Source organism: Caulobacter sp. GW821-FHT12D05 (assembly GCF_058807295.1).
Genome location: NZ_JBXAQO010000002.1, coordinates 958,741 through 984,146, shown reverse-complemented (window position 1 = coordinate 984,146; position 25,406 = coordinate 958,741). Strand labels below are relative to the sequence as shown.

General features: G+C 68.0%; 26 protein-coding genes. 18 read left to right on the top strand and 8 right to left on the bottom strand.

The window, feature by feature from the left end:
- The first annotated feature begins 18 nt into the window (after window positions 1-18).
- The 4 genes from AC1RRR_RS12000 (at window position 19) to AC1RRR_RS11985 (ending at window position 5,226) form a co-directional block, all read left to right on the top strand.
- Window positions 19-546 (top strand): hypothetical protein, encoded by a 528-nt coding sequence (locus tag AC1RRR_RS12000; protein ID WP_492813294.1) that lies wholly within the window; start codon window positions 19-21, stop codon window positions 544-546.
- Between the two features lie 149 nt (window positions 547-695).
- Window positions 696-2,837: a TonB-dependent siderophore receptor gene (locus AC1RRR_RS11995; RefSeq protein WP_492813292.1), complete on the top strand. Its 2,142-nt coding sequence runs from the start codon at window positions 696-698 to the stop codon at window positions 2,835-2,837.
- Window positions 2,838-2,923: 86 nt separating this feature from the next.
- Window positions 2,924-3,679 carry an ABC transporter ATP-binding protein gene (locus AC1RRR_RS11990; RefSeq protein WP_492813557.1) on the top strand — a complete coding sequence of 252 codons (756 nt, stop codon included), beginning with the start codon at window positions 2,924-2,926 and terminating at the stop codon, window positions 3,677-3,679.
- A complete protein-coding gene (locus AC1RRR_RS11985; protein WP_492813290.1) occupies window positions 3,676-5,226 on the top strand; it encodes a hypothetical protein in 1,551 nt (516 codons plus the stop codon). The genes AC1RRR_RS11990 and AC1RRR_RS11985 overlap by 4 nt, the downstream gene beginning before the upstream one ends.
- Here AC1RRR_RS11985 and AC1RRR_RS11980 read toward each other — a convergent pair.
- Together AC1RRR_RS11980 and AC1RRR_RS11975 are read right to left on the bottom strand one after the other, a co-directional pair.
- Window positions 5,223-7,418 (bottom strand): PAS domain-containing protein, encoded by a 2,196-nt coding sequence (locus tag AC1RRR_RS11980; protein ID WP_492813288.1) that lies wholly within the window; start codon window positions 7,416-7,418, stop codon window positions 5,223-5,225. The genes AC1RRR_RS11985 and AC1RRR_RS11980 overlap by 4 nt on opposite strands.
- A gap of 226 nt (window positions 7,419-7,644) precedes the next feature.
- The gene (locus tag AC1RRR_RS11975; RefSeq protein ID WP_492813286.1) at window positions 7,645-9,093 is read right to left on the bottom strand and encodes a DEAD/DEAH box helicase; all 1,449 of its coding nucleotides are present in this window, start codon (window positions 9,091-9,093) and stop codon (window positions 7,645-7,647) included.
- 278 nt (window positions 9,094-9,371) lie between these two features.
- Here AC1RRR_RS11975 and mutT point away from each other — a divergent pair, with 278 nt between their 5' ends.
- The gene (mutT, locus tag AC1RRR_RS11970) at window positions 9,372-9,776 is read left to right on the top strand and encodes an 8-oxo-dGTP diphosphatase MutT (protein ID WP_492813556.1); all 405 of its coding nucleotides are present in this window, start codon (window positions 9,372-9,374) and stop codon (window positions 9,774-9,776) included.
- A complete protein-coding gene (locus AC1RRR_RS11965) occupies window positions 9,692-9,928 on the top strand; it encodes a Flp family type IVb pilin (protein WP_492813284.1) in 237 nt (78 codons plus the stop codon). Before mutT ends, AC1RRR_RS11965 begins: the two co-directional genes overlap by 85 nt.
- Here the strand turns inward: AC1RRR_RS11965 and AC1RRR_RS11960 are convergent.
- Window positions 9,925-10,836 (bottom strand): methyltransferase domain-containing protein, encoded by a 912-nt coding sequence (locus tag AC1RRR_RS11960; RefSeq protein ID WP_492813282.1) that lies wholly within the window; start codon window positions 10,834-10,836, stop codon window positions 9,925-9,927. The genes AC1RRR_RS11965 and AC1RRR_RS11960 overlap by 4 nt on opposite strands.
- Here AC1RRR_RS11960 and AC1RRR_RS11955 point away from each other — a divergent pair.
- Genes AC1RRR_RS11955 through AC1RRR_RS11940 form a run of 4 tightly spaced genes read left to right on the top strand, consistent with a single transcriptional unit; the run spans window position 10,836 to window position 13,158 of the window.
- Window positions 10,836-11,600 (top strand): ComF family protein, encoded by a 765-nt coding sequence (locus AC1RRR_RS11955; protein ID WP_492813280.1) that lies wholly within the window; start codon window positions 10,836-10,838, stop codon window positions 11,598-11,600. The genes AC1RRR_RS11960 and AC1RRR_RS11955 overlap by 1 nt on opposite strands.
- 31 nt (window positions 11,601-11,631) lie before the next feature.
- Window positions 11,632-11,886 (top strand): glutaredoxin 3, encoded by a 255-nt coding sequence (grxC, locus tag AC1RRR_RS11950; protein WP_454761238.1) that lies wholly within the window; start codon window positions 11,632-11,634, stop codon window positions 11,884-11,886.
- Entirely contained in the window at window positions 11,883-12,704 is an 822-nt protein-coding gene (locus AC1RRR_RS11945; protein ID WP_492813277.1) for a carbon-nitrogen hydrolase family protein, read from the top strand. The genes grxC and AC1RRR_RS11945 overlap by 4 nt, the downstream gene beginning before the upstream one ends.
- Before the next feature lie 19 nt (window positions 12,705-12,723).
- Complete coding sequence (locus AC1RRR_RS11940) at window positions 12,724-13,158, top strand: DUF1178 family protein (protein ID WP_492813275.1); 435 nt, start codon at window positions 12,724-12,726, stop codon at window positions 13,156-13,158.
- Window positions 13,159-13,410: 252 nt separating this feature from the next.
- Here AC1RRR_RS11940 and AC1RRR_RS11935 read toward each other — a convergent pair whose 3' ends face one another.
- From AC1RRR_RS11935 to ubiG, 4 genes are all read right to left on the bottom strand, one after another.
- Window positions 13,411-13,689 carry a type II toxin-antitoxin system ParD family antitoxin gene (locus tag AC1RRR_RS11935; protein WP_492813273.1) on the bottom strand — a complete coding sequence of 93 codons (279 nt, stop codon included), beginning with the start codon at window positions 13,687-13,689 and terminating at the stop codon, window positions 13,411-13,413.
- A gap of 83 nt (window positions 13,690-13,772) precedes the next feature.
- Window positions 13,773-14,072 carry a glycine zipper 2TM domain-containing protein gene (locus tag AC1RRR_RS11930; protein ID WP_492813272.1) on the bottom strand — a complete coding sequence of 100 codons (300 nt, stop codon included), beginning with the start codon at window positions 14,070-14,072 and terminating at the stop codon, window positions 13,773-13,775.
- A gap of 118 nt (window positions 14,073-14,190) precedes the next feature.
- Window positions 14,191-15,198, bottom strand: coding sequence for a YMGG-like glycine zipper-containing protein (locus AC1RRR_RS11925; protein WP_492813270.1), 1,008 nt, complete (start codon window positions 15,196-15,198; stop codon window positions 14,191-14,193).
- 131 nt (window positions 15,199-15,329) lie between these two features.
- Entirely contained in the window at window positions 15,330-16,082 is a 753-nt protein-coding gene (gene ubiG, locus AC1RRR_RS11920) for a bifunctional 2-polyprenyl-6-hydroxyphenol methylase/3-demethylubiquinol 3-O-methyltransferase UbiG (protein ID WP_492813268.1), read from the bottom strand.
- A 248-nt stretch (window positions 16,083-16,330) separates the two neighbouring features.
- Here ubiG and AC1RRR_RS11915 point away from each other — a divergent pair, with 248 nt between their 5' ends.
- From AC1RRR_RS11915 to AC1RRR_RS11900, 4 genes are all read left to right on the top strand, one after another.
- On the top strand, window positions 16,331-17,167 hold the full coding sequence (locus tag AC1RRR_RS11915) for a hypothetical protein (RefSeq protein ID WP_492813266.1): 837 nt from the start codon (window positions 16,331-16,333) through the stop codon (window positions 17,165-17,167).
- A 115-nt stretch (window positions 17,168-17,282) separates the two neighbouring features.
- Window positions 17,283-18,530: an aspartate kinase gene (locus AC1RRR_RS11910; RefSeq protein ID WP_492813264.1), complete on the top strand. Its 1,248-nt coding sequence runs from the start codon at window positions 17,283-17,285 to the stop codon at window positions 18,528-18,530.
- Between the two features lie 90 nt (window positions 18,531-18,620).
- A complete protein-coding gene (locus tag AC1RRR_RS11905) occupies window positions 18,621-19,085 on the top strand; it encodes a hypothetical protein (protein WP_492813262.1) in 465 nt (154 codons plus the stop codon).
- Window positions 19,086-19,103: 18 nt separating this feature from the next.
- The gene (locus tag AC1RRR_RS11900; RefSeq protein ID WP_492813260.1) at window positions 19,104-19,838 is read left to right on the top strand and encodes a helix-turn-helix domain-containing protein; all 735 of its coding nucleotides are present in this window, start codon (window positions 19,104-19,106) and stop codon (window positions 19,836-19,838) included.
- A 3-nt stretch (window positions 19,839-19,841) separates the two neighbouring features.
- On the opposite strand, the gene AC1RRR_RS11895 is transcribed toward AC1RRR_RS11900, so the two are convergent.
- A complete protein-coding gene (locus tag AC1RRR_RS11895; RefSeq protein ID WP_492813258.1) occupies window positions 19,842-20,219 on the bottom strand; it encodes a SprB repeat-containing protein in 378 nt (125 codons plus the stop codon).
- Window positions 20,220-20,520: 301 nt separating this feature from the next.
- Between AC1RRR_RS11895 and AC1RRR_RS11890 the strand changes: the two genes are divergently transcribed.
- The 4 genes from AC1RRR_RS11890 (at window position 20,521) to ptsP (ending at window position 25,403) form a co-directional block, all read left to right on the top strand.
- Window positions 20,521-21,366 (top strand): hypothetical protein, encoded by an 846-nt coding sequence (locus AC1RRR_RS11890; protein ID WP_492813256.1) that lies wholly within the window; start codon window positions 20,521-20,523, stop codon window positions 21,364-21,366.
- A gap of 75 nt (window positions 21,367-21,441) precedes the next feature.
- Window positions 21,442-22,389, top strand: coding sequence for a DMT family transporter (locus AC1RRR_RS11885; protein WP_492813254.1), 948 nt, complete (start codon window positions 21,442-21,444; stop codon window positions 22,387-22,389).
- Between the two features lie 133 nt (window positions 22,390-22,522).
- Window positions 22,523-22,894: a YMGG-like glycine zipper-containing protein gene (locus AC1RRR_RS11880; protein ID WP_492813252.1), complete on the top strand. Its 372-nt coding sequence runs from the start codon at window positions 22,523-22,525 to the stop codon at window positions 22,892-22,894.
- Window positions 22,895-23,138: 244 nt separating this feature from the next.
- Entirely contained in the window at window positions 23,139-25,403 is a 2,265-nt protein-coding gene (gene ptsP, locus AC1RRR_RS11875) for a phosphoenolpyruvate--protein phosphotransferase (protein WP_492813251.1), read from the top strand.
- Window positions 25,404-25,406: the final 3 nt, after the last annotated feature.

Genomic DNA, 25,406 nt, shown 5'->3' with positions numbered 1-25,406 from the left:
GGGTTGGAGGGCGTTGAGATGTCTCTGAAGCAAACCGTCATGACCGGACTGTTGGTCGCGATGCTGGCCTCGGCTGCGCCCGCTCTGGCCCAGGTCAAGCCGCCGGCCACGCCGGACGAGCCGGGCGGTCGCTGGGGCGAGGCCAAGAAGAAGGCCACCGAGATCGGTAGCCAGCCGGTCCGCGACGTCGGCATGTCCAAGCGCGAGATCCCGCCGATCCTGGAAAAGGCCTATGCCGATCCCTACAGCCTCAAGGGGCTGAAGACGTGCGTGTCCCTGTCTCGCGAAGTGCGGGACCTGAACGGCGTGCTGGGCCCCGACTACATCGTGGGCAATTCCTACGAGGAGAACCGCGCCGGCAAGCTGGCCGAGGCGGGCGGCAAGACCATCATCAACAGCATCATCCCCTTCCGCGGCCTGGTTCGCGAAGTGACGGGCGCGGCGCCCAACGACCGTCGCATGAACGCCGCCGTCGACGCCGGCCTGGCCCGGCGCGGCTTCCTGCGCGGCGTGCACCTGAAGCAGGGCTGCAAGACCAAGTTCTAAAAGGGACCGCTACCCGAAAGTTGATGAGAGTCATTTGCAATTGCAGGTGACGCTCGCTATAGGCTCCTGATCAACGGCGTCTCAAGCCGACAACGCCTGCGACCGCCGCGTCTCTCCGTGCGGCAGGCGTCCTATCAGGGGTGAGTTCTATGGACTTCAAAACCACGCTGCTCGCGGGCGGCGCTCTTCTCGCATTCGCCGCGCCCGCCATGGCGCAAGAGGCCAAGACCGACGCGAGCGAAGTCGACCAGGTGGTCATCACCGGCTCGTACACGATCAACAACCGCATCGACACGGCCACGGGCCTGGGCCTGACCCTGCGCGAGACGCCGCAGTCGGTGACCGTGATCACCGCCCAGCGCATCCTGGACCAGAACATGCGCACCGTGGCCGACGTCGTGGTCAACACGGTTGGCGTCGCGGCCAATCAGGTCGACGACGTGCGCAACACGTTCAATGCGCGTGGCTTCGAGATCAAGAACTACCAGATCGACAGCGTCCCCACGGCCTGGACCCTGGCCGGCGGCGCCGGCGAGACCATCGCAGACGTGTCGATCTATGACCGCGTCGAGATCGTGCGTGGCGCCACCGGCCTGATGACCGGCGCGGGCGACCCCTCGGCCTCGATCAACCTGGTCCGCAAGCACGCCACCAGCACCGAGCTCAACGGCTACATCAACGCCAGCGTCGGCAGCTGGAACAACCGCCAGGTCCAGGCCGACGTCGCCGGCGCCCTGACGTCCAGCGGCAAGATCCGCGGCCGCGCCGTCGCCAAGTACGAGAAGACCGAGAACTTCATCGATTGGTACAAGAACGAGAAGTCGGTGCTGTACGGGGTCATCGACGCCGACCTCGACGACGCCACCCTGCTGCGCGTCGGCGCCAGCCAGCAGAAGGGCGCCCCGAACGCCCCGGCTTGGGGCGCTCTGCCCACCTTCTACAGCGACGGCAGCGTCGCCATCTGGCCGCGCACCAAGACCGCCTCGGCCAAGTGGAGCTACTGGGACAGCACCAACCAGAACATCTTCGCCAACCTCTCGCACCAGTTCGGCAACGGCTGGTCGCTGAGCGTCAACTACAACTGGATCCGCAACGCCCAGAGCACCGAGCTGCTCTACATGTCGGGCCTGATCGACAAGACCGCGGGGACCTGGCAGTGGGCGCCGTTCCCCTACAAGGACAAGGGCGAGAGCCTGCAGAACAGCATCGATGTGCAGGTCAAGGGCGACTACACCCTGTTCGGCCGCCAGCACGAGCTGGTGCTGGGCGCGCTGGGCAGCAAGCAGCACCTGACCACCGACACCTTCGCGGCCACCAGCGCGGCGACGACGGCGGGCAGCTTCTTCGACTGGCAGGCCATCCCGCACCCGACCTTCTCGACGACCAAGTCGCCGACCGTCGACCAGACGATCACGCAGAGCGGCTACTACGTCGCCACCCGCCTGAACGTCACCGACGAATTCAAGGTCATCGGCGGCGCGCGCCTGTCCAGCTGGCGCCAGAAGGGCTTCAACTACGGGACCTTCGACTTCGGCGACGACAACGTGTTGGTGCCGTATCTGGGCGCCCTGTACGACCTGACGCCGAACCATCGCCTGTACGCCAGCTTCACCGAGATCTTCCAGCCGCAGAACGCCCAGGACTTCCGGGGCGACTATCTGAAGCCGATCACCGGCGAGAGCCTGGAAGGGGGTCTGAAGAGCGCCTTCTTCGGCGACAAGCTGCAGACCTCGGTGGCGGTGTTCCGCATCGTCCAGGACAACCTGGCCCAGACCGATCCGGACCTGACGCACATCATCCCGGGCTCGTCCCCGCCGACCCGCGCCTCGATCGCGGCCAAGGGCGCGACCAGCAAGGGCTTCGAGCTGGAAGTGATCGGCAAGCCGGTCGACAACTGGAACATCTCGCTGGGCTACAGCCAGTTCCAGATGCGCGACGTCAACGACGTGAAGGTCAACACCGCCTTCCCGCGCAAGCTGCTCAAGCTGTTCACGACCTACCAGCTGCCGGGCGCGCTCAGCGGCCTGACGGTTGGCGGCGGCGTCAACTGGCAGAGCGAGGCCTATTCGGCCTCGACCAACCCGGTCACCGGCGCGCCCTTCAGCTTCACGCAGAAGGCCTACACGCTGGTCAGCCTGATGGCCCGCTACGAGATCAACGAGCAGCTGTCGGTCCAGGCCAATATCGAGAACCTGACGGACAAGACCTACTACGCGCAGACCGGCTTCTACAGCCAGTACCGCTATGGCGAGCCGCGCAACTACACGGTCGCCCTGAAGTACGCGTTCTAAGACGGCCAGCGCCCGTCTCCTTCGGGAGGCGGGCGCTTTTTCTTGCCTCGCCGCGCGCATCGGGCTCACATCGCCGCCATGCAGTGCTGGGGGCGGGTTTGACGGAAGCCTTGATCGTTCGCGGGTTGAACAAGACGTTCGCCAAGCCCGCGGTGTCCGACCTGGACCTGACGGTTCATGCCGGCGAGCTCTACGCCCTGCTGGGTCCCAACGGCGCGGGCAAGACCACCACCCTGCGCATGGTCGCCGGCCTGACCCAGCCTGACAGCGGCGAGGTCGCCATCTTTGGGGTGGATGCCCGCAAGGATCCTGCGTCCGCCAAGGCCCTGCTGGCCTGGGCGCCCGACGAGGCGATGATCTACGACAAGCTCACCCCGCTCGAGTACCTCGAGTTCGTCGCCGGCCTCTGGAACATCGAGCCCCGCGCTGCCAAGGCCAAGGCCGAAGCGCTGCTGACCACCTTGGGCCTGGCCGACGAGGCCCGCCGCCGCTGCGAGGGCTTCTCGCGCGGCATGAAGCAGAAGGTCGCCCTGGCCGGCGCCCTGATCCACGACCCCAAGCTGCTGATCCTGGACGAGCCGCTGACGGGCCTGGACGCCGCCGCCGCGCGCCTCGTGAAGGACATGCTGCAAGCCCGCGTCGACGCCGGCGGCACCGTGATCCTGACCACCCACATTCTCGAGGTCGCCGAGCGCATGGCCGACCGCATCGGCATCATCGCCGGCGGCCGCCTGATGGCCGAGGGCACGCTGGACGAGCTGCGCGCCAAGGCCGGCGAGGCCAGCGGCCGCACGCTGGAGGACGTGTTCCTGCAGCTGACCTCCGAGGCTGTTGCGCCGTGAGTTTACCGTTCAAGCCCGCCAGCACGCCGTGGCTGCTGGCTCACGAGCTGCGGCTGACCTGGCGCGGCTTCAAGGCTGGGCGCAAGGCCAGCGGGCCCGGCGCGTTCATCGCCTTTGGTATCCTGGGCGCCCTGATCCTGATCGGCGGGGTGTTTCTGGGGCTGGGCGTGCGGGGGCATGAGGTCCCGATCCTGCCGCTGTCGGCGATTATCGCCGACCTGATCTTGGCGGTGATCCTGACCCTGATGCTGTCGACCACCCTGGCGGCCTCGGCGGACGCGCTCTACGAGCGCAACGACCTGGACCTGCTGTTCTCGTCGCCCCTGGCGCCGCGCAAGGTGCTGTTCGTCCGGGCGCTGGGCCTGGCGGTCAATGCGGGGCTCTGGTTCCTGGCGCCAGCGGTGCTGCTGCTGACGCCGTCGATCCTGCTGGGGCACTGGGCCTGGGCCAGCGTGTTCGTGGTGCTGAGCGCCGCCGCCCTGGGCGCGTCGGGCGTGGGCCTGTTGCTGGCCATGGCGCTGTTTGCTCTGATCGGCCCGCGCCGCACGCGCACCGTGGCCCAGGTGATGGCGGCCCTGATCGGCGCGGCCTTCTTCCTGGCCAGCCAGTACCGCAACCTGATGGGCGAGCGGGCCAGTGAGAGCCTGTTCGCCCGCATCGCCCTGGATGTCCGGGACGGCAAGATCGTCCTGCCGCCGTTCGCCGACTGGCCGCTGAGGGCGGCGCTGGGTCAGCCGATCCCGCTGTTGGTCATCACGGCGATCGGTCTCGGCATCTTCCTGTTCGCCGCCCGCGTGCTGGGCCGCCGCTTCGCCGACGCGGCCGCCGCCACCCAAGGGGCCGAGACCCGCAAGGCCGCGAAGGGCCCGACCCGCGCCTTCGCCGCCGGCGCCTTCCGGGCCACGGTGCGCAAGGAGCTGCGCCTGGTCAGCCGTGACGCGGCCCTGCTGTCGCAGGTGCTGCTGCGGGTGCTGTACATGCTGCCGCTGGCCTTCCTGATGGCCCGCAACGCCGCGCACCTGCCGGTCTGGGCCCTGGCCGGTCCGGCCGCCGCCGTGACCTTCCTGGCGGGCCAGGTGGCCGGCAGCCTGATCTGGATCACCGTCTCGGCCGAGGACACGCCCGACCTGCTGGCCATCTCGCCGACACCCATGAGCGTGCTGCGCCGGGCCAAGCTGACCGCGGCCCTGATCCCGGTGGCGGTGCTGCTGGCGGTCCCGATCGCGGTGCTGGCCTGGTTCGCGCCCCTGGCCGCCCTGTGGACCGCGATCGGCGCGGGCCTGACCGCCTGGAGCTCGGGCCTGATCGGCATCTGGCATCAGAAGCCCGGCAAACGCGCCGACTTCCGCCGCCGGCGTACGGGCTCGTTCCTGTCCGCCCTGGCCGAGCTCCTGATCGCCTTCCTGTTCGGCGGCGCGACGGCCCTGGCGGTGGCCGGCTGGTACGTCTGGGCGCTGTTGCCGCTGATCGTGGCGGGCGCGGTGATGATGGCCTTGCGGCGGACGGACGAGCAGATCGGCGCGGCGCTTAGGGCGGCTTCGGTCTAGGCCTCCAGCAACGCCCGGATCCGGCACACCACCCCCTCGGGCTGGAAATCAATCGCCGCCGAGCCTGACAGCTCCGCCGCCAGGCCGCGTTCGATCAGGCGCGAGCCGAAGCCGCGATCCGTCGGCGGCTTGACCAGCGGCCCGCCGCTTTCGGTCCAGGTCAGGTCCAGCCGCGCCGCGCCCGGTTCCGGGGCGAAGTCCCAGACCACGCGGATGCGGCCCTCGGGCGTCGACAGCGCCCCGTACTTCATAGCGTTGGTGGCCAGTTCGTGTAGGGCCATCGACAACGAGAGCGCCGTCTTGGGCGACAGGCGGATCGAGGGACCGGAGAGGTCGAACCGCGCCGCGCCGCCGTGCAGGGCTGCCAGCCGGGCGGTGACGTCGTGCAGCTCGGCGCCCTCCCAGTTCTCGCGGGTCAGCAGGTCGTGGGCCTCGGCCAGGGCGACGATGCGGCTGGAGAAGGCTTCCTGCGCCTGGGGCAGGGCGCGCTCGCCCGTGAAGCTCTGGGCGGCGATGGCCTGGATGGTGGCCAGGCTGTTCTTCACGCGGTGGTTCAGCTCGTTGACCAGCAGCCGCAGGTGCAGCTCCGAGCGCTTGCGGTCGGTGATGTTGACCACGGCCCCGACGAAGCGGTGGGCCTTGCCGTCGTCGCCGAAGAACACCTTGCCCTTCACGCCCAGCCAGCGCTCGACATGGTCGTCGCGGCCGATGGCGCGGTACTCGACCGCGTAGTCCGGGCGGATGGCCGGATCCATGGCCTGGATCGTGGCGTCGCGCACGCGGGCCACGTCGCCCGGATGGATCAAGGCGTAGGCCGTCTCGACATCGACCGCATCGCCCGGCGTCATGCCGAACATCTGGTAGCAGCGGTCCGACCAGGTCAGGGCGCCGCTGTCGATGTCCAGGTCCCAGGTGCCGACGTCGGCGGCGTCGACGGCCTGGCGCAGGGTCTCCTCCTGGCGCAGCGTGCGCTCGACCGCCTCGCGGCGTTCGGTGACGTCCGACACCACACCGACGAACCGCACGCACTGGTCGCCCTCGAAGAAGGCCTGGCCGAACGTCTCGACCCAGCGCTCGGCGCCGTCGTCGGCGCGCCGGATGCGGTACTCCATGTTGATCGCGCCGGGACCGGCCGGGTCCACGGCGGCGGCCACCGCCGCGCGGATCGCCGGCAGGTCGTCGGGATGCAGCAGGCGATCGAAGAGCTCTTGCGTGGGCTCGTCGTCGGGCGCCAGGCCAAAGATGCTGCGGGCGCGGGCGTCCCAGTATCGCTCGCCTCGCGAGGGCTTGTGGTCCCAGCGGCCCATGCCCGCGGCCTGGGCGGCGAGGTCCAGGTCGAGGCGCGCGGCGGCCAGCTCGGCCTCGACCTTCTTGCGCTCGGTGATGTCGACGATGACGCCGGTGTTGCGGTGCGGCTGGCCCGCGTCGTCCAGATAGGCGCGACCGCGCGTATAGACCCAGCGGATCGAGCCGTCGGCCTGGACCAGGCGGTATTCCTCGGAGAAGTCGCCGCCTTCGCGAGCGGCCTTCAGGGCGGTGTCGCGGATGCGGTCGGCGTCTTCGGGATGGACGGCCGGCGTGTAGCTCTGGGCCGGCAGGCCGGCCTCGGCGAACTCGGGCGAGACGTTGTGCAGCTCGGCGTAGCGGGCGTCGGCATAGACCTTGTTGGCCTTGATGTCCCACTCCCAGGCCCCGACCACCCCGGCTGCCTCGCGGGCCATGGCGTAGCGCTCCTGGGTGGCGCGCAGGGTCTTCTGGTCGGCGACCGATTGCGAGATCTCGACGGCGGTGACCAGCACCCCGCCGACGCCGTTGGCGCCCGTGGGGTCCGGCACGGGGCTGTAGCTCACCCGGAAATAGCCCAGCTCCTGCTTGCCGCCCCGCGTCACCCGCAGCGGCAGCTTGTCGAAGGCGAAGCCGGGGCTGGTCCCGGCCAGGATGTCGTCGTGCAGGGTGCGGATCGAGGCCTGGAACTCGGGCGAGGTCTGGGTGAACAGCACGCCCAGGGCCTGCGGGTGGTTCTCGTGCAGGGCGGGGGCGTAGGCGTCGTTGTAGACGAGGACCAGCTCGGGCCCCCAGCGCAATGCCATCGGGAAGTTGGCGGCCAGGATCATGTCGACCGACAGGCGCAGGGCCGGAGACCAGGCGTCCCTCGGGCCCAGGGGCGTCATCGACCAATCGAAGGCGCTCACGCGAGCAGCCATCTCGCCGCCCGCGATGCGTGTCAATACAGGCGTGGCGCGTGGTTCACCCTCGCCCATCGCAGTTGGTCCCCCATCCGGCCTCACTTGGCCGGCCCGTCGTTAAGGTGAACCCATAGACGACGTAGAGACAAGCTGCGCTGTAACGAAAGGACGCAGACATACAAACGGGGCAGCTTTCGCCGCCCCGTTTTACAACCCTTTGTTTTATTTCCGCTTAGTCGATGGGCGACCAGCGCTTCTCGGCCGGAGCGGCGTCGCGCTTGGGACCACGGAACTCGTTCCGGGGACCCTGGGGCTTCTGGCCCTGACCCGGACCGCGACCCTGGCGCTGCGGACCCTTGCCTTGAGCTTTCTGTCCGCCCTCGGAGCGGCCGCCACCGTTGCCGCCGCCACCGCCATTGCGGTTGCCGTTGCGGTTGCGCTTGCGACGCAGTTCCGACGGCACGTCGTTGCGCGGGTCCGCCTTGCGGGGATCGACGTACTTTTCCGGCGGCGCCAGCTTGTCGGCGACGGCCGCGGCGGCGGCGAGGTTCTTGTCGTTGCGGCGGTCGAAGGTCGGGATCGTCTGGCGGGTGGCCTTCTGAATGTCCTTCAGCAGGTTACGCTCGTCATCGGCGCAGAAGCTGATGGCGATGCCGTCCTTGCCCTTGCGGGCGGTGCGGCCGATCCGGTGGACATAGGCCTCCGGCACGTTGGGCAGCTCGTAGTTGATGACGTGGCTGACGTCGTTGACGTCGATGCCGCGCGCGGCGATGTCGGTGGCCACCAGGGCCCGCATCTCGCCGGCCTTGAAGGCCGCCAGGGCGCGCTCACGCTGGCCTTGGGTCTTGTCGCCGTGGATCGAGGCGGCCTCGATGCCGGCGGCGTTCAGGTACTTGGCCACCCGGTCGGCGCCGCGCTTGGTGCGGGTGAAGACGATGGTGCGCGAGAAGTTGCTGTCGGCGAACAGCTCGGCCAGCAGCGGACGCTTGCGTTGCGCCTCGATGAACAGGACGCGCTGGTCGATGCGCTCGACGGTGGTCGCTTGCGGGGCGACCGAGACCTGCACCGGATCCTTCAGCAGCTCACCGGCCAGCTTGCCGATCTCGCTGGGCATGGTGGCCGAGAAGAACAGGTTCTGGCGGTTCTTGGTCAGCTGGCTGGCGATCTTGCGGATCGGCACCACGAAGCCCAGGTCCAGCATCTGGTCGGCTTCGTCCAGGACGAAGATCTCGGTGCCCGAGACGATGGCCGACTTCTCGGCCATGTGGTCCATCAGGCGGCCCGGGGTGGCGACCAGAACGTCGATGCCGCCGGCCAGGGCCTTCATCTGCGGGCCGTACTTGACGCCGCCATAGATGGTGTGGACCGACAGGCCCATGTGAACGGCGTAGGCCTTGAAGTTCTCGGCGATCTGGGTCGCCAGTTCGCGGGTCGGGGACAGGACCAGGCAGCGGAAGCCACGGCGGGGAGCCGGCTTACGGTCCTCGGCCAGGCGCTGCAGGATCGGCAGGGCGAAGGCGGCGGTCTTGCCGGTGCCCGTCTGGGCGATGCCCAAGAGGTCCTTGCCTTGCAGCACCACCGGAATGGCCTGGGCCTGGATCGGGGTCGGCTCCTTGTAGCCCTTTTCAGCGAGGGCCTTCAGCAGCGGCTTGGCCAGGCCAAGGTCAGCGAATTGAGTCACGGATGTTTGTCTTAATCATGCGCCGAATGCAGCCCATGCGTCCTCGCACGGCTGGCCCCTCGGCTAGTCGGTCGGGGAGCGCCCCGCGTGCACGGGCTCTCTAATGAGAAGCTCTTCAGGGCGCTCGACAGGCTGGTCCAAAAAGGACCCTCACGCGGCTGGAGCACCGATAGCGCCAAGTCGGCGCGAGGCGGATATCGCTTGTTGCAGTGCAAAAGTCAAGGAAGGGCCAGTTCCCGGCCTTGCCAGCGGCCAAGCGCCGCGCCAAACCCGGCCTCATGACCAAGCCGATCGTCCTCGTCGCCGCCGCCGCCCTGATCGATGTCGACGGGCGCGTGCTGATCTGCCAGCGGCCGCAGGGCAAGCAGTTGGCCGGCCTTTGGGAGTTTCCGGGCGGTAAGGTCGAGCCGGGCGAGACGCCGGAACAGTGCCTGATCCGCGAGCTGAACGAGGAGCTGGGCATCACCGTCGCCCAGGCCTGTCTCGCGCCGTTCGTCTTCGCGTCACACTCTTACGAGTCTTTTCACCTCCTGATGCCACTGTACCTGCTGCGTCGGTGGGAAGGCCAAGTGGCGCGCAAGGAGCACGAGGCGCTGGCATGGGTGAAGCCCGACAAGCTCACGGACTATCCGATGCCCCCGGCGGACGAGCCGCTGGTCGCCTGGCTGCGCGATCTGCTCTGAACCGTTTCTGGCGTGACGAAAGCGGCGCCACCGCCGTCGAGATCGGCGTACTTATGTGCCTGATCACCGTCATCCTGATCACCGCCCTGACCACGATCGGCGGCAACATCAAGGCGGCCTTCACCAAGACCGCGAACGCGATCGGCTCCTAACCGGCCTTATCGCCTGCGGACTCTTCCGTCGTTCCCAAAGCATCCGCCAGCCGCATCTTGGCCGAGCCCGGCCTTAGCGGCTTTTGCTGGCTGTCGTGCGGCGCCCAGCCGGTGACCGAGACGATCTCGAAGGTCGCGGGCACCTTGCCGTCGGCCTCGGCGAAGCGCTCGGCATAAAGCTCCATCGCCCGGAACAGGATCTTCTTGGTCAGCGGCTTGCGCGAGCGGTCGATCAGCACGCTGGTCTCGCCCATGCGGCGCAGGTCCTGCAGCAGCTTGATCGGGTGGCTGTAGCGCACCTTCACGCGATCTACGTCGGCGACGGGCAGGGCGAACCCGGCCCGTTGCAGCAGGCCCGCCGCGTCGATGGCGTCGGCGAACGGCGAGACGCGCATCGACGCGCCGTCCGACAGCTCGGCCTCGGCGGCCAGCAGGCATTGGCGCAGCTCGGTCAGGGTGGCGCCGCCGAAGATCGCCCCGACGAACAGGCCGTCGGGCTTCAGCGCGCGGCGGATCTGGATCAGCGCGCCGACCAGGTCATTGGTCCAGTGCAGCGACAGGGTCGAGGTGACCAGATCCAGGGTCCCGTCACCGAACGGCAGGCGCTCCTCGTCGGCGACGACCCGCAAGCTATCGCGGCCGCCCAGCATCCGCCCCGACAGGTCGGCCTCGATCAGCGTGTCGATGTTGGCGCGGGCGTCGCTATCGGCCAAGGCTTTGAAAAAATGGCCGTTTCTGGCTCCGAGGTCGACGGCGACCGGAAACCGTCGCAGGATCGTCTCCAGCCGCATGACCACGTCCTGGGCCGCCCGGGCCTTCAGGAAATCGGCGGTCGCGAAGTCGGGCGCGGCGCGGTCGAGACGGGCGCGATGCAGGGCGCGGTCGAAGAGCAGGGGGGAGGCGGTCATTGCGCGCGGAACATGGCGATTCCGGACCGTTCTGGAAAGGGCTGGGTCGGGGCGTGCTCGATCTGCTCCTGCCGCCATCCAGTCTGGACGGCGAAGCGGCGCTCAGTGGTGGGCTGTCTGCGAGCGCCTTCACCAAGGTGACCTTCCTGGACGACCCGGTCTGCGACGGCTGTGGCCTGGCGATGGCCTATGCCGAGATGGCGCTGGAGCGTTGTCCCGGCTGCCTGGCCAAGCCGAGAGCCTTCCAGCGGTGCCGCGCGGCCTGCGTCTATGATGAGCACTCGCGCGACCTGATCCTGAAGCTGAAACACGCCGACCAGCCCGAGCTGGCGCGGCTGTTCGCCCGCTGGCTGTCGCGGGCGGCGGTCGATCTGCTGGAAGACGCCGACGCCGTGGTCCCGGTGCCCGTCCACCGATCGCGCCTGTTCAGCCGTCGCTACAACCAGGCCGCCGAGATCGCCCGGCCGCTGGCCCGGACGGCGGGGCTGGCCTACCTGCCCGACGTCCTGGTGAGAAAGCGCGACACCGCCAGCCAGGGCGGCAAGTCGGCCACGGGCCGCCGTCGCAACGTCGCCGCCGCCTTTGTCGTCCCCGAAACGAGGCGGGCGCGGATTGAGGGCCGGCGGATCGTTCTCATTGATGACGTGTTGACCACAGGCGCCACGGCCGAGGGTTGCGCGCGAGCGCTTCTGGCCGCCGGCGCGGCGTCGGTGACGTTATCTGTCGTCGCCCGCGTTACAGAAATGCAGGCGCGTCCTATATGAGGACGCACAACACCAGGGTATCGACTGCACCATGGCTCACGTCACTATCTACACCCGCCCGTTCTGCGGCTATTGCGCCCGCGCCCTCGCCCTGCTGGACGAGAAGGGCGCCGACTTCACCGAGGTCGAGGCCGGCATGGATCCCGCGCTCCGCCAGGAAATGATGCAGCGCTCGGGTCGCACGACCTTCCCGCAGATCTTCGTGGGCGAGCAGCACATCGGCGGCTGCGACGACATGATGGCCCTCGAGCGTGAGGGCAAGCTGGACCAGATGCTGGCCGCATGAGCTTGAAGGTCGGTCTGATCCAGACCCGTACGCCCGCCACCCACGCGGCGGCGCTGGCCCATGTCGCGCCGCTGGTGCGCGAGGCGATCGCGGGCGGCGCGCAGTTCGTGCTCACGCCGGAATGCACCAACGTCCTGCAGAAGGACCGCGCCAAGCTGCTGCCGACCCTGGTCGCGCTGGAGGACGACGTGGTCGTCAATGGCCTGCGCCAGATCGCGGCCGAGACCGGGACCTGGATCGACATCGGCTCGGCCCTGGTGCTGCGCGAGGACGGCAAGGCCGCTAACCGCCAAGCCGTGATCGATCCCACCGGCAAGATCGTGGCGACCTACGACAAGCTGCACATGTTCGACGTCGACCTGCCGACCGGCGAAACGGCGCGGGAGTCGGCGACCTATACGCCGGGCGAGAAGGCCGTGGTCGTCGATACGCCGCTGGGCCAGTTTGGCCTGACCATCTGCTACGACATGCGTTTCCCGGCTCTGCACCGGGCGCTGGCCCTGGCCGGCGCGACGGTGATCACCGCCCCGGCCGCCTTCACTCGGCCGACCGGCGAGGCGCACTGGGACGTGCTGCTGCGCGCCCGCGCCATCGAGACCGGCTCGTTCGTGATCGCCGCCGCCCAAGGCGGCTTCCACGAAGACGGCCGTGGCACCTGGGGCCGCTCGATCGCCATCGGCCCCTGGGGCGAGGTGATCGGCAAGCTTGACCACGACGAGCCCGGCGTGCTGTTGGCCGAGCTGGATCTGCCTGCGGCCTTGTCAGCGCGGGCGGCGATCCCGGTCCTCAAGAACGCCCGGCCTTTCGTCGGTCCCTGAAAGCGCGCACCCTCCGCCTATGATCAAGTACGCGCTTCAGTGCGAGCACGCCCATGAGTTCGAGGGCTGGTTCGGGTCGTCGTCGGACTATGACGACCAGGCCGCGCGGGGGCTGGTCGAGTGCCCCGTCTGCGGCTCGCACGGCGTCTCCAAGCAGATCATGGCCCCGGCCGTGGCAGGGACCAAAGCTCAGCGCGCGGCGCCCGCCGTCGATCCGAAAATGCGCGAGATGATGATGACGGCCATGGGCGAGGTCCGTCGGCACGTCGAGGACAATTTCGACTATGTCGGCGACGCCTTCGCCAAGGAGGCCCGCGCCATCCACGAGGGCAAGTCCGAAGACCGCGGCATCTACGGCGAGGCCTCGCCGACCGAGGTAAAGGCGCTGGTCGAGGACGGGGTGAAGGTCGCGGCGTTGCCGCCGGCGGCGCCGAAGAAGACGGACGTGAACTAGGTCGGTGAGGCTGTCGCAGAGTCGCCCTCTCTCATAGAGAGAGGGAGGGGCCCGCCGCGAAGCGGTGGGAGGGTGAGAGGTTATAATCTCTCCGAACGAAGCGCTGATATTGTTGGCCAGCTGCCAGCGGATTGGTTGTCGCTACTGGCTTCACGGCTCCTCAGTTCTGGGAATTTTCGGCCAATGGTGAAACCTCTCACCCTCCCACCGCCTACGGCGGCGGGCCCCTCCCTCTCTCTATGAGAGAGGGTTTCAGAGGCCGCGACGCGCGATGGCGAGAATGTCGGTCATCGAGTTCTGGCTTGCGCCGCTCTCTTCGGCTTCGTCGACGAGCTTTTGGAGGGCTGCGATCTTGTCCGCGCGCTCCTGGTCGCGCCGGATCAGGTCGCGCACATAGTCGCTCGCATTGCTGTAGCGGCCGGTCTCGGTCTGCCCTTCCACCCACGCTTTCATCGCGTCGGGGAGGGACACGTTCATCGTAGCCATGATGTGCCTCCAGCCCCAAAGTTGGCACGTTTTGGCAATTGCCATCAGCCCCGGAGGCAGCCCGACATGCAAAAGGCGGCGGACCCTGAGATCCGCCGCCCTTTTGGCTCTGGATGAACCCCTACGTCTTACCGATAACGGTACTCGTAGTGGCACTTCTTCTTGCCCTTGCCGATCTCGTGACCGGCGACGGCGCCGACCGCGCCGCCCAGCAGGGCGCCTTCGGTCTTGTTGCCGCGGCCGGCGACGGTGTTGCCCAGCAGGGCGCCGCCCAGGCCGCCGATGATGGCGCCGTTCTTGGCCTTGGACTTGTTGCAGACCAGCACGCGCTCACGGCGCTGCTGGGCTTCTGCGGCGGTGATGGCCACGCTGCTGACGGTGAAACCGACGACGGTGGCCAGGACGATGGTCTTCAGGCGGGCGCGCATGGCGGGCTCTCCGATAGTTTCTTGGTTTAGATCCCTCGAGGTCATAACGCCCAAGCTGGCGGCGGGTTTCCAGAAAGTCGGGGAGCCGACCGTCCAGCTTGGGTCTTATGGTTCGAGCTTAGCCGTCGACGCGATAACGACCGTCGGCGTCGGGGCAGACGCGGACATAACGCTGCTCAACACGGCCGTTGTACTCGGCCGGAGCCGGGGCCAGGCGGCAGCGTTCGCTGGCTTCGGCGTAGCGGCCGTCGCTGTAGCGATAGGGCTGGGTCTGGTCATAGCTGTAGTAGTTGCCGCGCGTGTCGCACTTGGCCGAGGCGTTGCCCACGGCCGCGCCGACGCCGGCGCCGACCAGGGCGCCCAGGACGGTGCCTTCCGGACGCGCGTTGCGGGCGGCGACGTTCGAACCCAGGGCCGCGCCGGCCAGGGCGCCGATCACGCCGCCGACGGTGGCGTTCTTCTTGGCGTCCTGACGGCAGTCGTCGCGGTAATTGACGTTGGCGCTGGTGTCGATGCTGTAGGCGCCGGCATAGGGCGCGTTGTAACGGCTGGCCTCGCCGGGATAGCGACGGTCATAGGCCCCGGCGCCACGACGGCGGTCATAGTCGTCGCGGGCGCTCAGATAACGCGTGCGGTCGCGTTCCCACTGGTCGCGGTCGGCATTGTAGCCGGACGTATAGCTGACGCCCTCGGTGCGGAAGCGGTCGGCCTCGCGGGGATTGCGGCGGTCGTAGCTGCCTTGGCCGTAACGACGGTCATAGTCGTAGCGGGCGCGTTCGTAGGTGGCGCGCGACCGCTCGAACTCGGCCTGCTCGGCATAGTAGGCGGCGCTGTCGCGGTACTGGGCGACGCGGTAGCGCTCGGCGAAGCTGGGGTTGCGGCGGTCATAGGCGCCACGGCCGTAACGACGGTCATAGTCGTCGCGATTGCGGATGTAGTTGGCGCGGTCGCGCTCATAGGCCGCCTGGCGGTCCTGATACTCGGCCACCTTGTCGTAATAGTTGGCGCGCTGGTTGTCGTAGTTGCGCAGGCTCTGCTGGTAAGCCGAATCCTGCGCGAAGGCGGGGGCGATCGCGCCGCACGCCACGGTGGCGGCCAGGACGGCGGCCAAGGTCTTGCGAGTCATAGGTGTCTCCGTTCCCACTCGAACGGATCGACGGCCACCCCCGACAGGGTCGCCAATCCGGGTTCATGTCCCGGGGAGGAAAAGCCCGCGTGACATCGAGGTTCCCGGACCTCTGCCGTTTCAACTCACGGTCAGGCCTTGGTGACGGTCATCATGTAGTTGATGTCGACATCGGCCGACCGGCTCCAGCGGCCTGTCAGCGGATTGTAGGCCACGCCGAAGGGGCCGTGCATCTCGACCGGCTCGCCGGCGATGAAGGCGCGCAGCTCTTCGGGTTTCAGGAACTGCTTCCACTCGTGGGTGCCGGGCGGCACCCAGCGCAGGACGTATTCGGCGCCGATCTTGGCCAGCGCCAAAGCCTTCAGCGTGCGGTTCAGGGTGGCCACGATCATCAGGCCGCCGGGCTTGAGCAGCTTGGAGCAGGTGCGCAGGAACTCGCCCGGATCGGCGACGTGCTCAATGACTTCCATGGTCAAAACGACGTCGAACGGTCCCGCGCCCTCGGCCAGCAGCTGCTCGGCGGTGGCGGGGCGGTAGCCGATGGCCAGGCCCTGCTCGGCGGCGTGGGTCGCGGCGGTCTTGATGTTCTTTTCCGAGGCGTCGACGGCGGTGACGTCAAAGCCCAGCCGCGCCATCGGCTCGGACAGCAGCCCGCCGCCGCAGCCGATGTCGAGCAGGGAGAGGCCCTGGAACGGCTGGCGCAGATTGCCATCGCGCTCGAACCGCTCCAGCGCCTGTTCACGGATGAAGGCCAGACGGCAGGGGTTGAACACGTGCAGCGGCGCGAACTTGCCCTTGGGATCCCACCACTCGGCGGCGATCGCCGAGAACCGCGCCACGTCGGCGGGGTCGATGCTCCAGGAGGGGGTGGCTGCTTGCGTCATGGGGGCGTATGTAGAGCGATTTCGTGCATCGTGCATCAGATCTGGCGCACCATCCCCCAATCCGATCATCCCCGCGAAAGCGGGGATCCAAGCCGAGTCAGCGGTTAGGCTACGGCCTCGCTACATCCCGAGAGCCAGCTTGGATCCCCGCTTTCGCGGGGATGATCGGTGATTGGTGAGGTGGGCGCGCGCAACCGTCACAATCCGCGTCCAAGGTGCGAACAGTCGTCCGAGGCCGGTCTAAGGTTATGCGCTTGAAACGTCTTCTGATCGCTGCAGCGATGGTCGCCATCACGGCTTCGGGCGTCGCTGCCCAGGAACCCACCCTTCAGACCACCGAGCTGCGCCGCTTCGACGCGCCGGAGGCCAAGCAGGGCGTGGCGGCCGACAAGACCCATCTCTACGCCATCGATAACGGCCGCATCGCCCGCTACGACAAGGCTAGCGGCGTCAAGCAGGCGACCTGGACCGGCGATCCCGTGCGCTTCAAGCACCTGAACGCCTGCCTGATCGTGGGCAAGGACCTGGTCTGCGCCGGCTCGAACTATCCCAGCGTGCCCCAGAACAGCGCCGTCGAGATCTTCGATCCGGTGAAGATGACCCACACGCGGACCATTCCGCTGGGCCCGGGGATCGGCTCCCTGACCTGGGTGGACCGCCACGACGGCTTCTGGTGGGCGATGTTCGCCAATTACGACGCCAAGGGCGGTGAGCCGAACCGCGACCATCGCTGGACCACCCTGGTCAAGTTCGACGACCAGTGGCGGCGCGTCGGCGCCTACGCCCTGCCAGCCCAGGTGCTGGAGCGGATGGCGCCCTACAGCTGCTCGGGCGGCGGGTTCGGCGACGACGGGCTGCTGTACATCACCGGCCACGACCGGCCCGAGCTGTACGCCCTGAAGATTCCCACCGAGGGCGGGGCGACCCTGGACTATGTCGCCACCCTGGCCATCCCCGTCGAGGGCCAGGCCATCGCCTGGGATCCTTACGACAAGCGCGTGCTGTGGGGCGTCAATCGCGCCAGCCGGCAGGTCGTGGCGTTCAAGGTTCCGCCGGTTCCGGACGTTTCCGCCGCCCAAAAATAGCGGCGAGAGCATTGCGGCGCCGCATCAAGGTCGCTAGAAGGCGGCGGCTTGCGCGAGCGGGGGCGTTGCGCCGCGTTCCGCGCAAGAATTGACCGGTTTTCGAGGTGACAGGCACGTGTCTCGGTTGGTGATGAAGTTCGGCGGCACTTCGGTGGCCGACCTGGAGCGCATCCGTCGGGTGGCGCGCCTGGTCGCGGCCGAGGTGGCGACGGGCAAGCAGGTGGCGGTGGTCGTCTCGGCCATGTCGGGCAAGACCAACGAGCTGGTCGCCTGGACGGACGGCGCGGGCCGCGCCGCGCAAGGGCTTCCGGAGTCGGACGACGAGTACGACGCCGTCGTCGCGTCGGGCGAACAGGTCACGGCCGGCCTGCTGGCCATGACCCTACGCAACATGGGCCACAAGGCCCGCTCGTTCCTGGGTTGGCAGGTGCCGATCATCACGAGCGAGGCCCACGGCAGCGCCCGCATCGAGGACATTCCGTCCGAAAACCTGGACGAATGCTTCGCGAACGGCGAGATCGCCGTCATCGCCGGCTTCCAGGGCGTGACGACCAAGCAGCGCATCACCACCCTGGGCCGTGGCGGCTCGGACACCTCGGCCGTGGCGATCGCCGCCGCCGTGAAGGGCGCTTGCGACATCTATACCGACGTGGACGGGGTCTACACCACCGACCCGCGGATCGAGAGCAAGGCCCGGCGCCTGGCCAAGATCAGCTACGAAGAGATGCTTGAAATGGCCTCGCTGGGGGCCAAGGTGCTGCAGACCCGTTCGGTCGAGATGGCCATGGCCCATCGCGTCCCGGTGCGGGTGCTGTCGAGTTTCGTCGAACCGGGCGAAGCCCCGGGCCAAGGTACGATCGTCTGCGACGAGGAAGAAATCATGGAAAAGCGCATCGTCTCGGGCGTCGCCTACAGCCGCGACGAAGCCAAGATCACCCTGCTGGGTCTGCCCGATCACCCGGGCGTGTCCTCGCAGATCTTCGGCCGCCTCGCCGACGCCAATGTGAACGTCGACATGATCGTGCAGTCGCGCGCCCGCAGCGCCGACACCGCCAACATGGAGTTCACGGTCGGCAAGCGTGACGCCGCCCGCGCCGTCGAGATCGTCCAGGCCGCTCGCGCCGAGATCGGCTTCGAGGACGTCGCGGTGAACGAGGACGTCGCCAAGGTGTCGGTCATCGGCGTCGGCATGCGCAGCCACGCCGGCGTCGCCCAGTCGATGTTCGCGGCCCTGGCCGAGAAGAACATCAACATCCAGGTCATCTCGACCTCGGAGATCAAGATCTCGGTCCTGATCGACGCGGCCTATACCGAACTGGCCGTGCGCGCCCTGCATGCGGTGTACGGGCTGGACCAGCTGTAGGATTGCTAAGGCGAAGCGCGATCGCGCTTCGCCGTTGCCGAAACGTCGTGTTCTGACGTTAAGAAGGCGCCGCAGCCTCCGAGAATCGCCATGTCCGACGTCTTCAAGTTCGATCCCGACGCCAAGACCGTCACCTTCCACGGCGACGCGGGCCTGGACCTGCTCTACGACCTGCTGCTGCGCGCCAAGTTCGGCGACGGCTATGAGAAGCCGCTGCTGATCAGCCCGTGGCTGGCGGCGCTGCTGAACAAGCTGGACCAGGCCCTGCCGGACGACGGCCAGTGGTTCCCGGAAAAGCCCGGCCAGCCGATCTTCGACACCGACGACCTGTTGGCCATGGGCGACGCGGTCATCGAGGAAGGCCACACCGTCGGCTGGTGGACCATGACCGAGGCGGAAAAGCGCGCCTATCTGCGCAATGTCGTCGCCGCCCCGCACCCGCTGACCGACCTCGAGGTCGAGTTCATCGAGACCGATATCGACGCGGCCCTGCAGCAGGCCCGCAAGCTGGTCGAGGACGCCAGCGAAGCCCTGGCCCTGCCGGGGCACGGGTAACTCCGCTACACTGAGGGCATGGGTCACGACCTGACCGCCCCCGCCGAACTGTCGTTCCGCCGCTACGGCGAGGACGCGCCGCCGCACGCCCACGCCTTCGACCAGATCGTGCTGCCGCGCCGGGGCGTGCTCGAGATGGAGATCGACGGCAAGGGCGGGCGCGTGGATCCTGGCCGCGCGGCGGTGGTGCCGCCCGGGACCCGCCACGCCTTCGCCGCCTGCGGCGAGAACCTGTTCGTGGTCGCCGACATCGGCGGCGCGCTGATGAAGCCGTTCGAGGCCCTGCGCGAGCGGCCGTTCGCTCCGGTGACCGGCGCGGTGCGGGGCCTGCTGGAGTATCTGGCCGGCGAAGCGCCCAGCGCGATCGACACCAGCGTGGCCAGCCTGTGGACGCCGCTCTTGCTACGCGGTCTTTCGGCGGCGCCGATCAATGTCGATCCGCGCCTGGCCCGCGCCGCCGCGATGATCGAGGCGCGCTTCGACCAGCCGCTGACGGTCCGCGACCTGGCCAATGAGGCCGGCATGAGCCAGAGCCGCTTCTTCGCACGGTTCGCCGACGCCTATGGGACCACCCCGCACGGGGCGCTGTCGGATGCGCGCCTGCGGGCGGCGCAAAGGCTGCTCTCCGACATCAGCCTGTCGATCGCCGAGATCGCCGTGCGCACGGGGCACGGCGATCAGAGCGGTCTCACCAAGCGCATGAAGGCCAGCCTGGGCGTGACCCCTGGCGCCTGGCGAAAGGGACGCGTCTAGGTCTCAGTCCGAGGCGTAGGCGGCGCGGATGAGGCCGGTGCTGGTGGTCTCGTTGGCGCTGTCGGTCACCTGGCACACCCAGCCCGACAGGCGCGGCGGACCGTTGAAGTTCCCCAGCCAGCGGAACTGGGTCACCGGGCTGGTGTCGTCCGTGGCCCAGATGTCGCTGGAACCCGAGGTGCGCACCCACTGATAGGTATAGGGGCCGATACCGCCGCTGACGCTGACGGTGACGGGATCGGACCAGTTGTCGTCGTCCATGCCGACGATCGACGGCGAGGCGCTGGCCGATAGCGTGCGGGCTTGGGCGGCGGTGGCGACCATCAGGGCGCCCACGCCAAGGCCGGCGGCGGAGAACATCACTTCACGACGAGATTTCATCGAACCCTCCTGCTTGTACCTAGGGTTGGATTGCGTCACCACTCTACTTAAGAGTCAACCCTTGAGAGCACTCGCCAAACCCGCGGGAGCTTTCGCCAAGCCCGCTGGAATGGGACCTGCTAACCCAGGCCCATGAGCACCTCCCGCAATCTCCTGCTTGGCCTGCTGTGCGGCCTGGTCGCCGGCTGGAAGGCGGTGATGGGCGTTACGCCGGGGGCGTGGCGGAAAGGGTAGTAGCGCTGCGGTTGATCTCCCCTGTCCGGCATGGTCCCTTGACCCCGGATTCGCTTGGGGAGGCGTTATGCGGTTTTCGAAGATGTTCTGGGTGGCCGGCGCCGCGGCCCTGATGCTGGCCGGCTGCGGGGAGTCGTCGTCCGGAACCGAAGAAGCGTCGAAGGCCGCGGCCCGCGCAGCCGACTTGCAGCTCAAGTCCGACGGCACGGTGACGGCCGCGAACATGATCGCCTATGGCAAGGCCAAGCTCACGTTCACGCCGAAGGACGAGTTCAGCAAGGGCTTCGACGACTCCGCCTTGGAGGGACGTCGTTTCCAGGTTCGTCTGCCCGTCAGTGACGTGGGGGGTGTCCGTTACGAATATGATGCGGAAAAGGAAGTCCTGAACATCCGCGTCTATCCCGACACAACGGTTCAGTATCGCGATGCGGGCGGTCCCGGGCCCGACTACAGCTACTTTGCGCTGAGCACGGACTATACGACCGGTCAGCCGAGGAAGATGTCCAACGCGTTCGGCGCGGAGCGAGAAGTGACGTCCTCCTACTGGACCGAGTTCGGTGTGGGAAGCATTGGCGACGACCACATGGGAACCCTGCCGAAGGCGAAGTACGGCGTGTATGACGCGGCCAGCAAGCTCATTCCCATGAAGCCCGATGACGCGCGCGCCGCGACCGCCAACCTGTATGCCTTGATCGAAGGAACCGTCAGCAAGTCGTCGACGGGCTCCATCGTCGATTGCGGGGAAAGCAAAACCACTCCGACCTTGGACAATCCCTCCGAGCAGCATTGGAAGGGGTGTGTCGTGTCGGCCAAGATCGAGCGCATTCAGGTGATCTCACCCAAGGCCGGCGTGCTCCTCACCTTGCCCAAGAAGGATGATCACGGGCCAGGTCGCTACGAAGCGACCAACTAGCGCGCCGGGAGGAGACGCCAAACCTCCGAGAGCTTTCGCCAAGCCGCCCCTGGCGCGCGGTGCTAACCCAGGCCCATGAGCACCTCCCGCAATCTCCTCCTCGGCCTGCTGTGCGGCCTGGTCGCCGGCGCGTTCTGGGGCGGGGTGTTCCTGGCGCCCAAGCTGCTGGCCGCCTTCACGCCGCTGCAGATGACGGCGGGGCGCTACATCGCCTACGGCTTGGCGTCGGCGGTGCTGCTGGTCCCGAGTTGGCGGATGGTGATGGCCAAGATGGACGGGCGCGACTGGCGCGATCTGGTCCTGCTGAGCCTGTTGGGCAACCTGATCTATTATGTCGGCCTGTCGGTGTCGGTGCAGAGCTCGGGCGTGGCCCTGGCGTCGCTGGTCATCGGCTTGTTGCCGGTGACCGTGACCCTGGTCGGCGCCAAGCCGGGGGAGGGCGTCCCGCTTCGCTATCTGGCTGCTCCCCTGGCTTTGATCGTCGCCGGCGGGGTGTGCATCAACGTCTCGGTATTTACCGACAGCCACGGCGTCGGCATCGGCAAGCAGGTCGTCGGCCTGCTGGGCGCGACGCTGGCGCTGGCCATGTGGACCGCTTACGCCGTCTGGAACGCCCGCCGCCTGGCCGCGACGCCGAAGTTCACCAGCCACGAGTGGTCGCTGCTGACCGGTCTGGCCACGGGGCTGTTGTCGCTGCTGCTGGTGGTCCCGGCCTTCATGATGGGCGGCGTGGCACACGCGGCGGCCGACTGGCGCTGGTTCTGGATGGTCAGTTTCGCGGTGGCGATCGGGGCTTCGGTGATCGGCAACGGCCTGTGGAATTCGGCCAGCCGCCTGCTGCCGCTCAGCCTGTCGGGCCAGCTGATCGTGTTCGAGACCCTGTTCGCGCTGCTGTACGGCTTCCTGCACGAAGGCCGCTGGCCGCGCGGGCTGGAGTGGGCGGCGATCGTGCTGATGCTGGTGGGCGTGCTGTGGTCGGTGCGGCTGCATCGGCCGGCGAAAGAGGCCCTGGCGACGGGCTAAAACTTTTTCTCAACATGACGCGAACCTGAACGGCGTGGTTCAAATCAGGTTCAGGCAGACCCCCTTACAACAGACATCAACAGCGCCGCCCAGAATTGGTTTGGGGGCGACGCATCTGGAAAAGGAGTTTGTCATGAAGACCTTCACCAAGACTGCGATCGCCGCGACCGTCGCCGCCGCGATGATCATCCCCGCTTCGTCGGCCTTCGCCGCCAGCAAGACCGAACGCGCCATCCTGGGCGCGGTGATCGGTGGCGTGGCCGGCGCCGCCATCGGCGACGGCAAGACCGAAGCGGTCGCCATCGGCGCGGTCGCCGGCGCGGCCCTGGGCGCGACGACGGCCAAGAAGAAGAACTACGGCTACGGCTATCGTACGGCCCCGCGCTACGACAACCGCGGCTACTACAACAACCGCTACGATCAGCGTGGCTACCAGAACAGCCGCTACGCCTACGACCGTTACGGCAACCGCTACGACGCTCGCGACTACGGCTATCGCCGCTAGTCATCCCCATTCGCCGCTAGAGTTCCGATCCCTCCCCTAGCGTGCAGACTGCGCCGTCCGGCTCAAACCGGGCGGCGCTTTTTCGTGCCGTCGCACCTAATCGACGTTCGGTTGACCTAGGCCGCTTTCGCGCGGGCGAAATCTGCTATAGCCCCCATCTAGAGGACGGACGGTCTTTAACCCCTGGCGGCTCAAGCTAGGCTAGATCGTACCTCCGGGCACTTAGGGAGCGCACGCGAACGAGATGGCTGCATCCGGCATCGCCGTTCGAGGACCACGCAGCCTGCTGCGGCAGATTCGCGAGGCCATGGCCGGCGGCGGTCCCGCCCAGGCCAAGCTGGACATGGTGGTGCGCACCATCGCCATCTCGATGGTCGCCGAAGTCTGCTCGATCTATCTGCGCCGCGCCTCCAACGATCTGGAACTGTTCGCCACCGAGGGTCTGGCCCGAGAGGCCGTCCACGTCACGCGGCTGGGACCGGGCGAGGGCCTGGTCGGCGAGACCATGCGCCTGGGCCGGCCGCTGAACCTGTCGGACGCCGCCAGCCATCCGCAGTTCTCGTACCGTCCGGAAACCGGCGAAGATCCCTACCACGCCTTCCTGGCCGTGCCGCTGCTGCGCGGCGGCCGGGCGATCGGCGTGCTGGTCGTCCAGAACCGCACCGAGCGGGTCTATGACGAGGAGGAGGTCGAGGACCTCCAGATCATCGCCATGGTGCTGGCCGAGATGGTCAGCTCCAGCGAGCTGCTGGGCGCCGACGAGCTCAAGGACGTCGAGCTGGCGCCGCACAAGCCCGAGCGCCTGAAGGGCTCGCGCTTCGCCGAAGGCCTCGCTTACGGGGTGGCCGTGCTGCACGAGCAGCCGGTGGTCCCCGAGACCCTGCTGTCGGACGACGCCCTGGCCGAGGAGGCCCGGCTCTCCTACGCCATCGAGGCGCTGCAGACCCAGATCGACCAGATGCTGGAAGGCCAGCACGGCCTGGTCGGCGCCTCGTACGAGGTGCTGGAGACCTACCGCCTGTTCGCTCACGACCGGGGCTGGAACCGGAGCCTGAACGAAGCCGTGCGCTCGGGCCTTACGGCCGAGGCCGCGGTCGAGCGTGTCCGCTCCGAGCACCGCGCGCGCCTGGGCCAAGCCCGCGATCCCTATCTGCGCGAGCGGCTGCACGACCTGGAAGACCTGAACGACCGGCTGTTGCGCCACCTGTCGGGCGACGTCCACGCCGTGCGTGTGCTGCCCGACGACGCCATTCTGATCGCCCGGAACCTGGGGCCGGCCGACCTGCTGGAATACGACCGCACCAAGCTGAAGGGCATCCTGCTAGAGGAAGGTTCGGCCGCCAGCCACGCCGGCATCGTGGCCCGCGCCCTGGACATTCCGTGCGTTGGCCGCCTGGCCGGCCTGCGCGACCGGGTCAGCGAAGGCGACCCCGTGGTCGTCGACGGCGAAACCCAGGAAGCCTGGCTGCGGCCGCGTCCGGACGTCGTGAAGGCCCTGAAGACCCGGATGGAGGTCCGCGCCCAGCGCAAGGCCGAGTTCGCCCGCCTGCGCGACACCCCGCCGATCACCAAGGACGGGGCCAAGATCACCCTGCTGATGAACGCCGGCCTGGCCGTCGACCTGGACATCCTGGCCGAGACCGGGGCCGAGGGCATCGGCCTGTTCCGTACCGAGTTCCAGTTCATGGTCGCCGAGGAGCTGCCGCGCCTGGAAGCCCAGACAGCGCTCTACGAAAAGGTGCTGGACGCCGCCGACGGCATGCCGGTGACCTTCCGCACGCTCGATCTCGGCGGTGACAAGCTGCTGCCGTACATGGAGCTGGAGCGCGAGGACAATCCGGCCCTGGGCTGGCGCGCCGTGCGCATGGGCCTGGACCGTCCGGCCCTGCTGCGCATGCAGATCCGCGCCCTGATCAAGGCCGCCAACGGCCGGCCGCTGAAGGTGATGTTCCCGCTGGTGGCCAATGTCGACGAGTTCCGCGCCGCTCGCGCCTTCGTCGATCAGGAAGTGGCCTGGGCCCTGAAGCGTGGCCGCGCCGCGCCGGCCCGCCTGGACGTCGGGGCGATGATCGAGGCCCCGTCGCTGCTGTGGCATCTCGACGCACTGCTGCCGATGACCGACTTCGTTTCGGTCGGCACCAACGACCTGATGCAGTACATGTTCGCCGCCGACCGGGGCAATCCGAAGGTCTCGGACCGCTACGACCCGCTGTCGCCGGCCGCCCTGCGCGCGCTGAAGACCATCCAGCAGGCCTGCGCCGACACCGGTACGCCGGTGTCCGTGTGCGGTGAAATGGCCGGCCGTCCGCTGGAGGCCTTCGCGCTGGTCGCCCTTGGATTTGAAGGGCTTAGCATGCCGCCGGCCGGCATCGGCCCGGTCAAGCAGATGGTCCTGTCGTGCGATCGCGAGGCCGCGCGACGCAATGTCGAGGCCCTGCTGAAGGGCACCAGCGGATCCTTGCGCGGCGAAATCGAAACCTTGGCCCGGAAGCTTTACGTCGCCGTTTAGAAG

Coding starts and splice junctions, on each gene's coding strand:
- AC1RRR_RS12000 (WP_492813294.1), top strand. CDS start 19: ATGTCTCTGAAGCAAACCGTCATGACCGGACTGTTGGTCGCGATGCTG.
- AC1RRR_RS11995 (WP_492813292.1), top strand. CDS start 696: ATGGACTTCAAAACCACGCTGCTCGCGGGCGGCGCTCTTCTCGCATTC.
- mutT (WP_492813556.1), top strand. CDS start 9,372: ATGACCAAGCCGATCGTCCTCGTCGCCGCCGCCGCCCTGATCGATGTC.
- AC1RRR_RS11965 (WP_492813284.1), top strand. CDS start 9,692: ATGGGTGAAGCCCGACAAGCTCACGGACTATCCGATGCCCCCGGCGGA.
- AC1RRR_RS11960 (WP_492813282.1), bottom strand. CDS start 10,836: ATGACCGCCTCCCCCCTGCTCTTCGACCGCGCCCTGCATCGCGCCCGT.
- grxC (WP_454761238.1), top strand. CDS start 11,632: ATGGCTCACGTCACTATCTACACCCGCCCGTTCTGCGGCTATTGCGCC.
- AC1RRR_RS11945 (WP_492813277.1), top strand. CDS start 11,883: ATGAGCTTGAAGGTCGGTCTGATCCAGACCCGTACGCCCGCCACCCAC.
- AC1RRR_RS11940 (WP_492813275.1), top strand. CDS start 12,724: ATGATCAAGTACGCGCTTCAGTGCGAGCACGCCCATGAGTTCGAGGGC.
- AC1RRR_RS11935 (WP_492813273.1), bottom strand. CDS start 13,689: ATGGCAATTGCCAAAACGTGCCAACTTTGGGGCTGGAGGCACATCATG.
- AC1RRR_RS11930 (WP_492813272.1), bottom strand. CDS start 14,072: ATGCGCGCCCGCCTGAAGACCATCGTCCTGGCCACCGTCGTCGGTTTC.
- AC1RRR_RS11925 (WP_492813270.1), bottom strand. CDS start 15,198: ATGACTCGCAAGACCTTGGCCGCCGTCCTGGCCGCCACCGTGGCGTGC.
- ubiG (WP_492813268.1), bottom strand. CDS start 16,082: ATGACGCAAGCAGCCACCCCCTCCTGGAGCATCGACCCCGCCGACGTG.
- AC1RRR_RS11915 (WP_492813266.1), top strand. CDS start 16,331: ATGCGCTTGAAACGTCTTCTGATCGCTGCAGCGATGGTCGCCATCACG.
- AC1RRR_RS11905 (WP_492813262.1), top strand. CDS start 18,621: ATGTCCGACGTCTTCAAGTTCGATCCCGACGCCAAGACCGTCACCTTC.
- AC1RRR_RS11900 (WP_492813260.1), top strand. CDS start 19,104: ATGGGTCACGACCTGACCGCCCCCGCCGAACTGTCGTTCCGCCGCTAC.
- AC1RRR_RS11895 (WP_492813258.1), bottom strand. CDS start 20,219: ATGAAATCTCGTCGTGAAGTGATGTTCTCCGCCGCCGGCCTTGGCGTG.
- AC1RRR_RS11890 (WP_492813256.1), top strand. CDS start 20,521: ATGCGGTTTTCGAAGATGTTCTGGGTGGCCGGCGCCGCGGCCCTGATG.
- AC1RRR_RS11885 (WP_492813254.1), top strand. CDS start 21,442: ATGAGCACCTCCCGCAATCTCCTCCTCGGCCTGCTGTGCGGCCTGGTC.
- AC1RRR_RS11880 (WP_492813252.1), top strand. CDS start 22,523: ATGAAGACCTTCACCAAGACTGCGATCGCCGCGACCGTCGCCGCCGCG.
- ptsP (WP_492813251.1), top strand. CDS start 23,139: ATGGCTGCATCCGGCATCGCCGTTCGAGGACCACGCAGCCTGCTGCGG.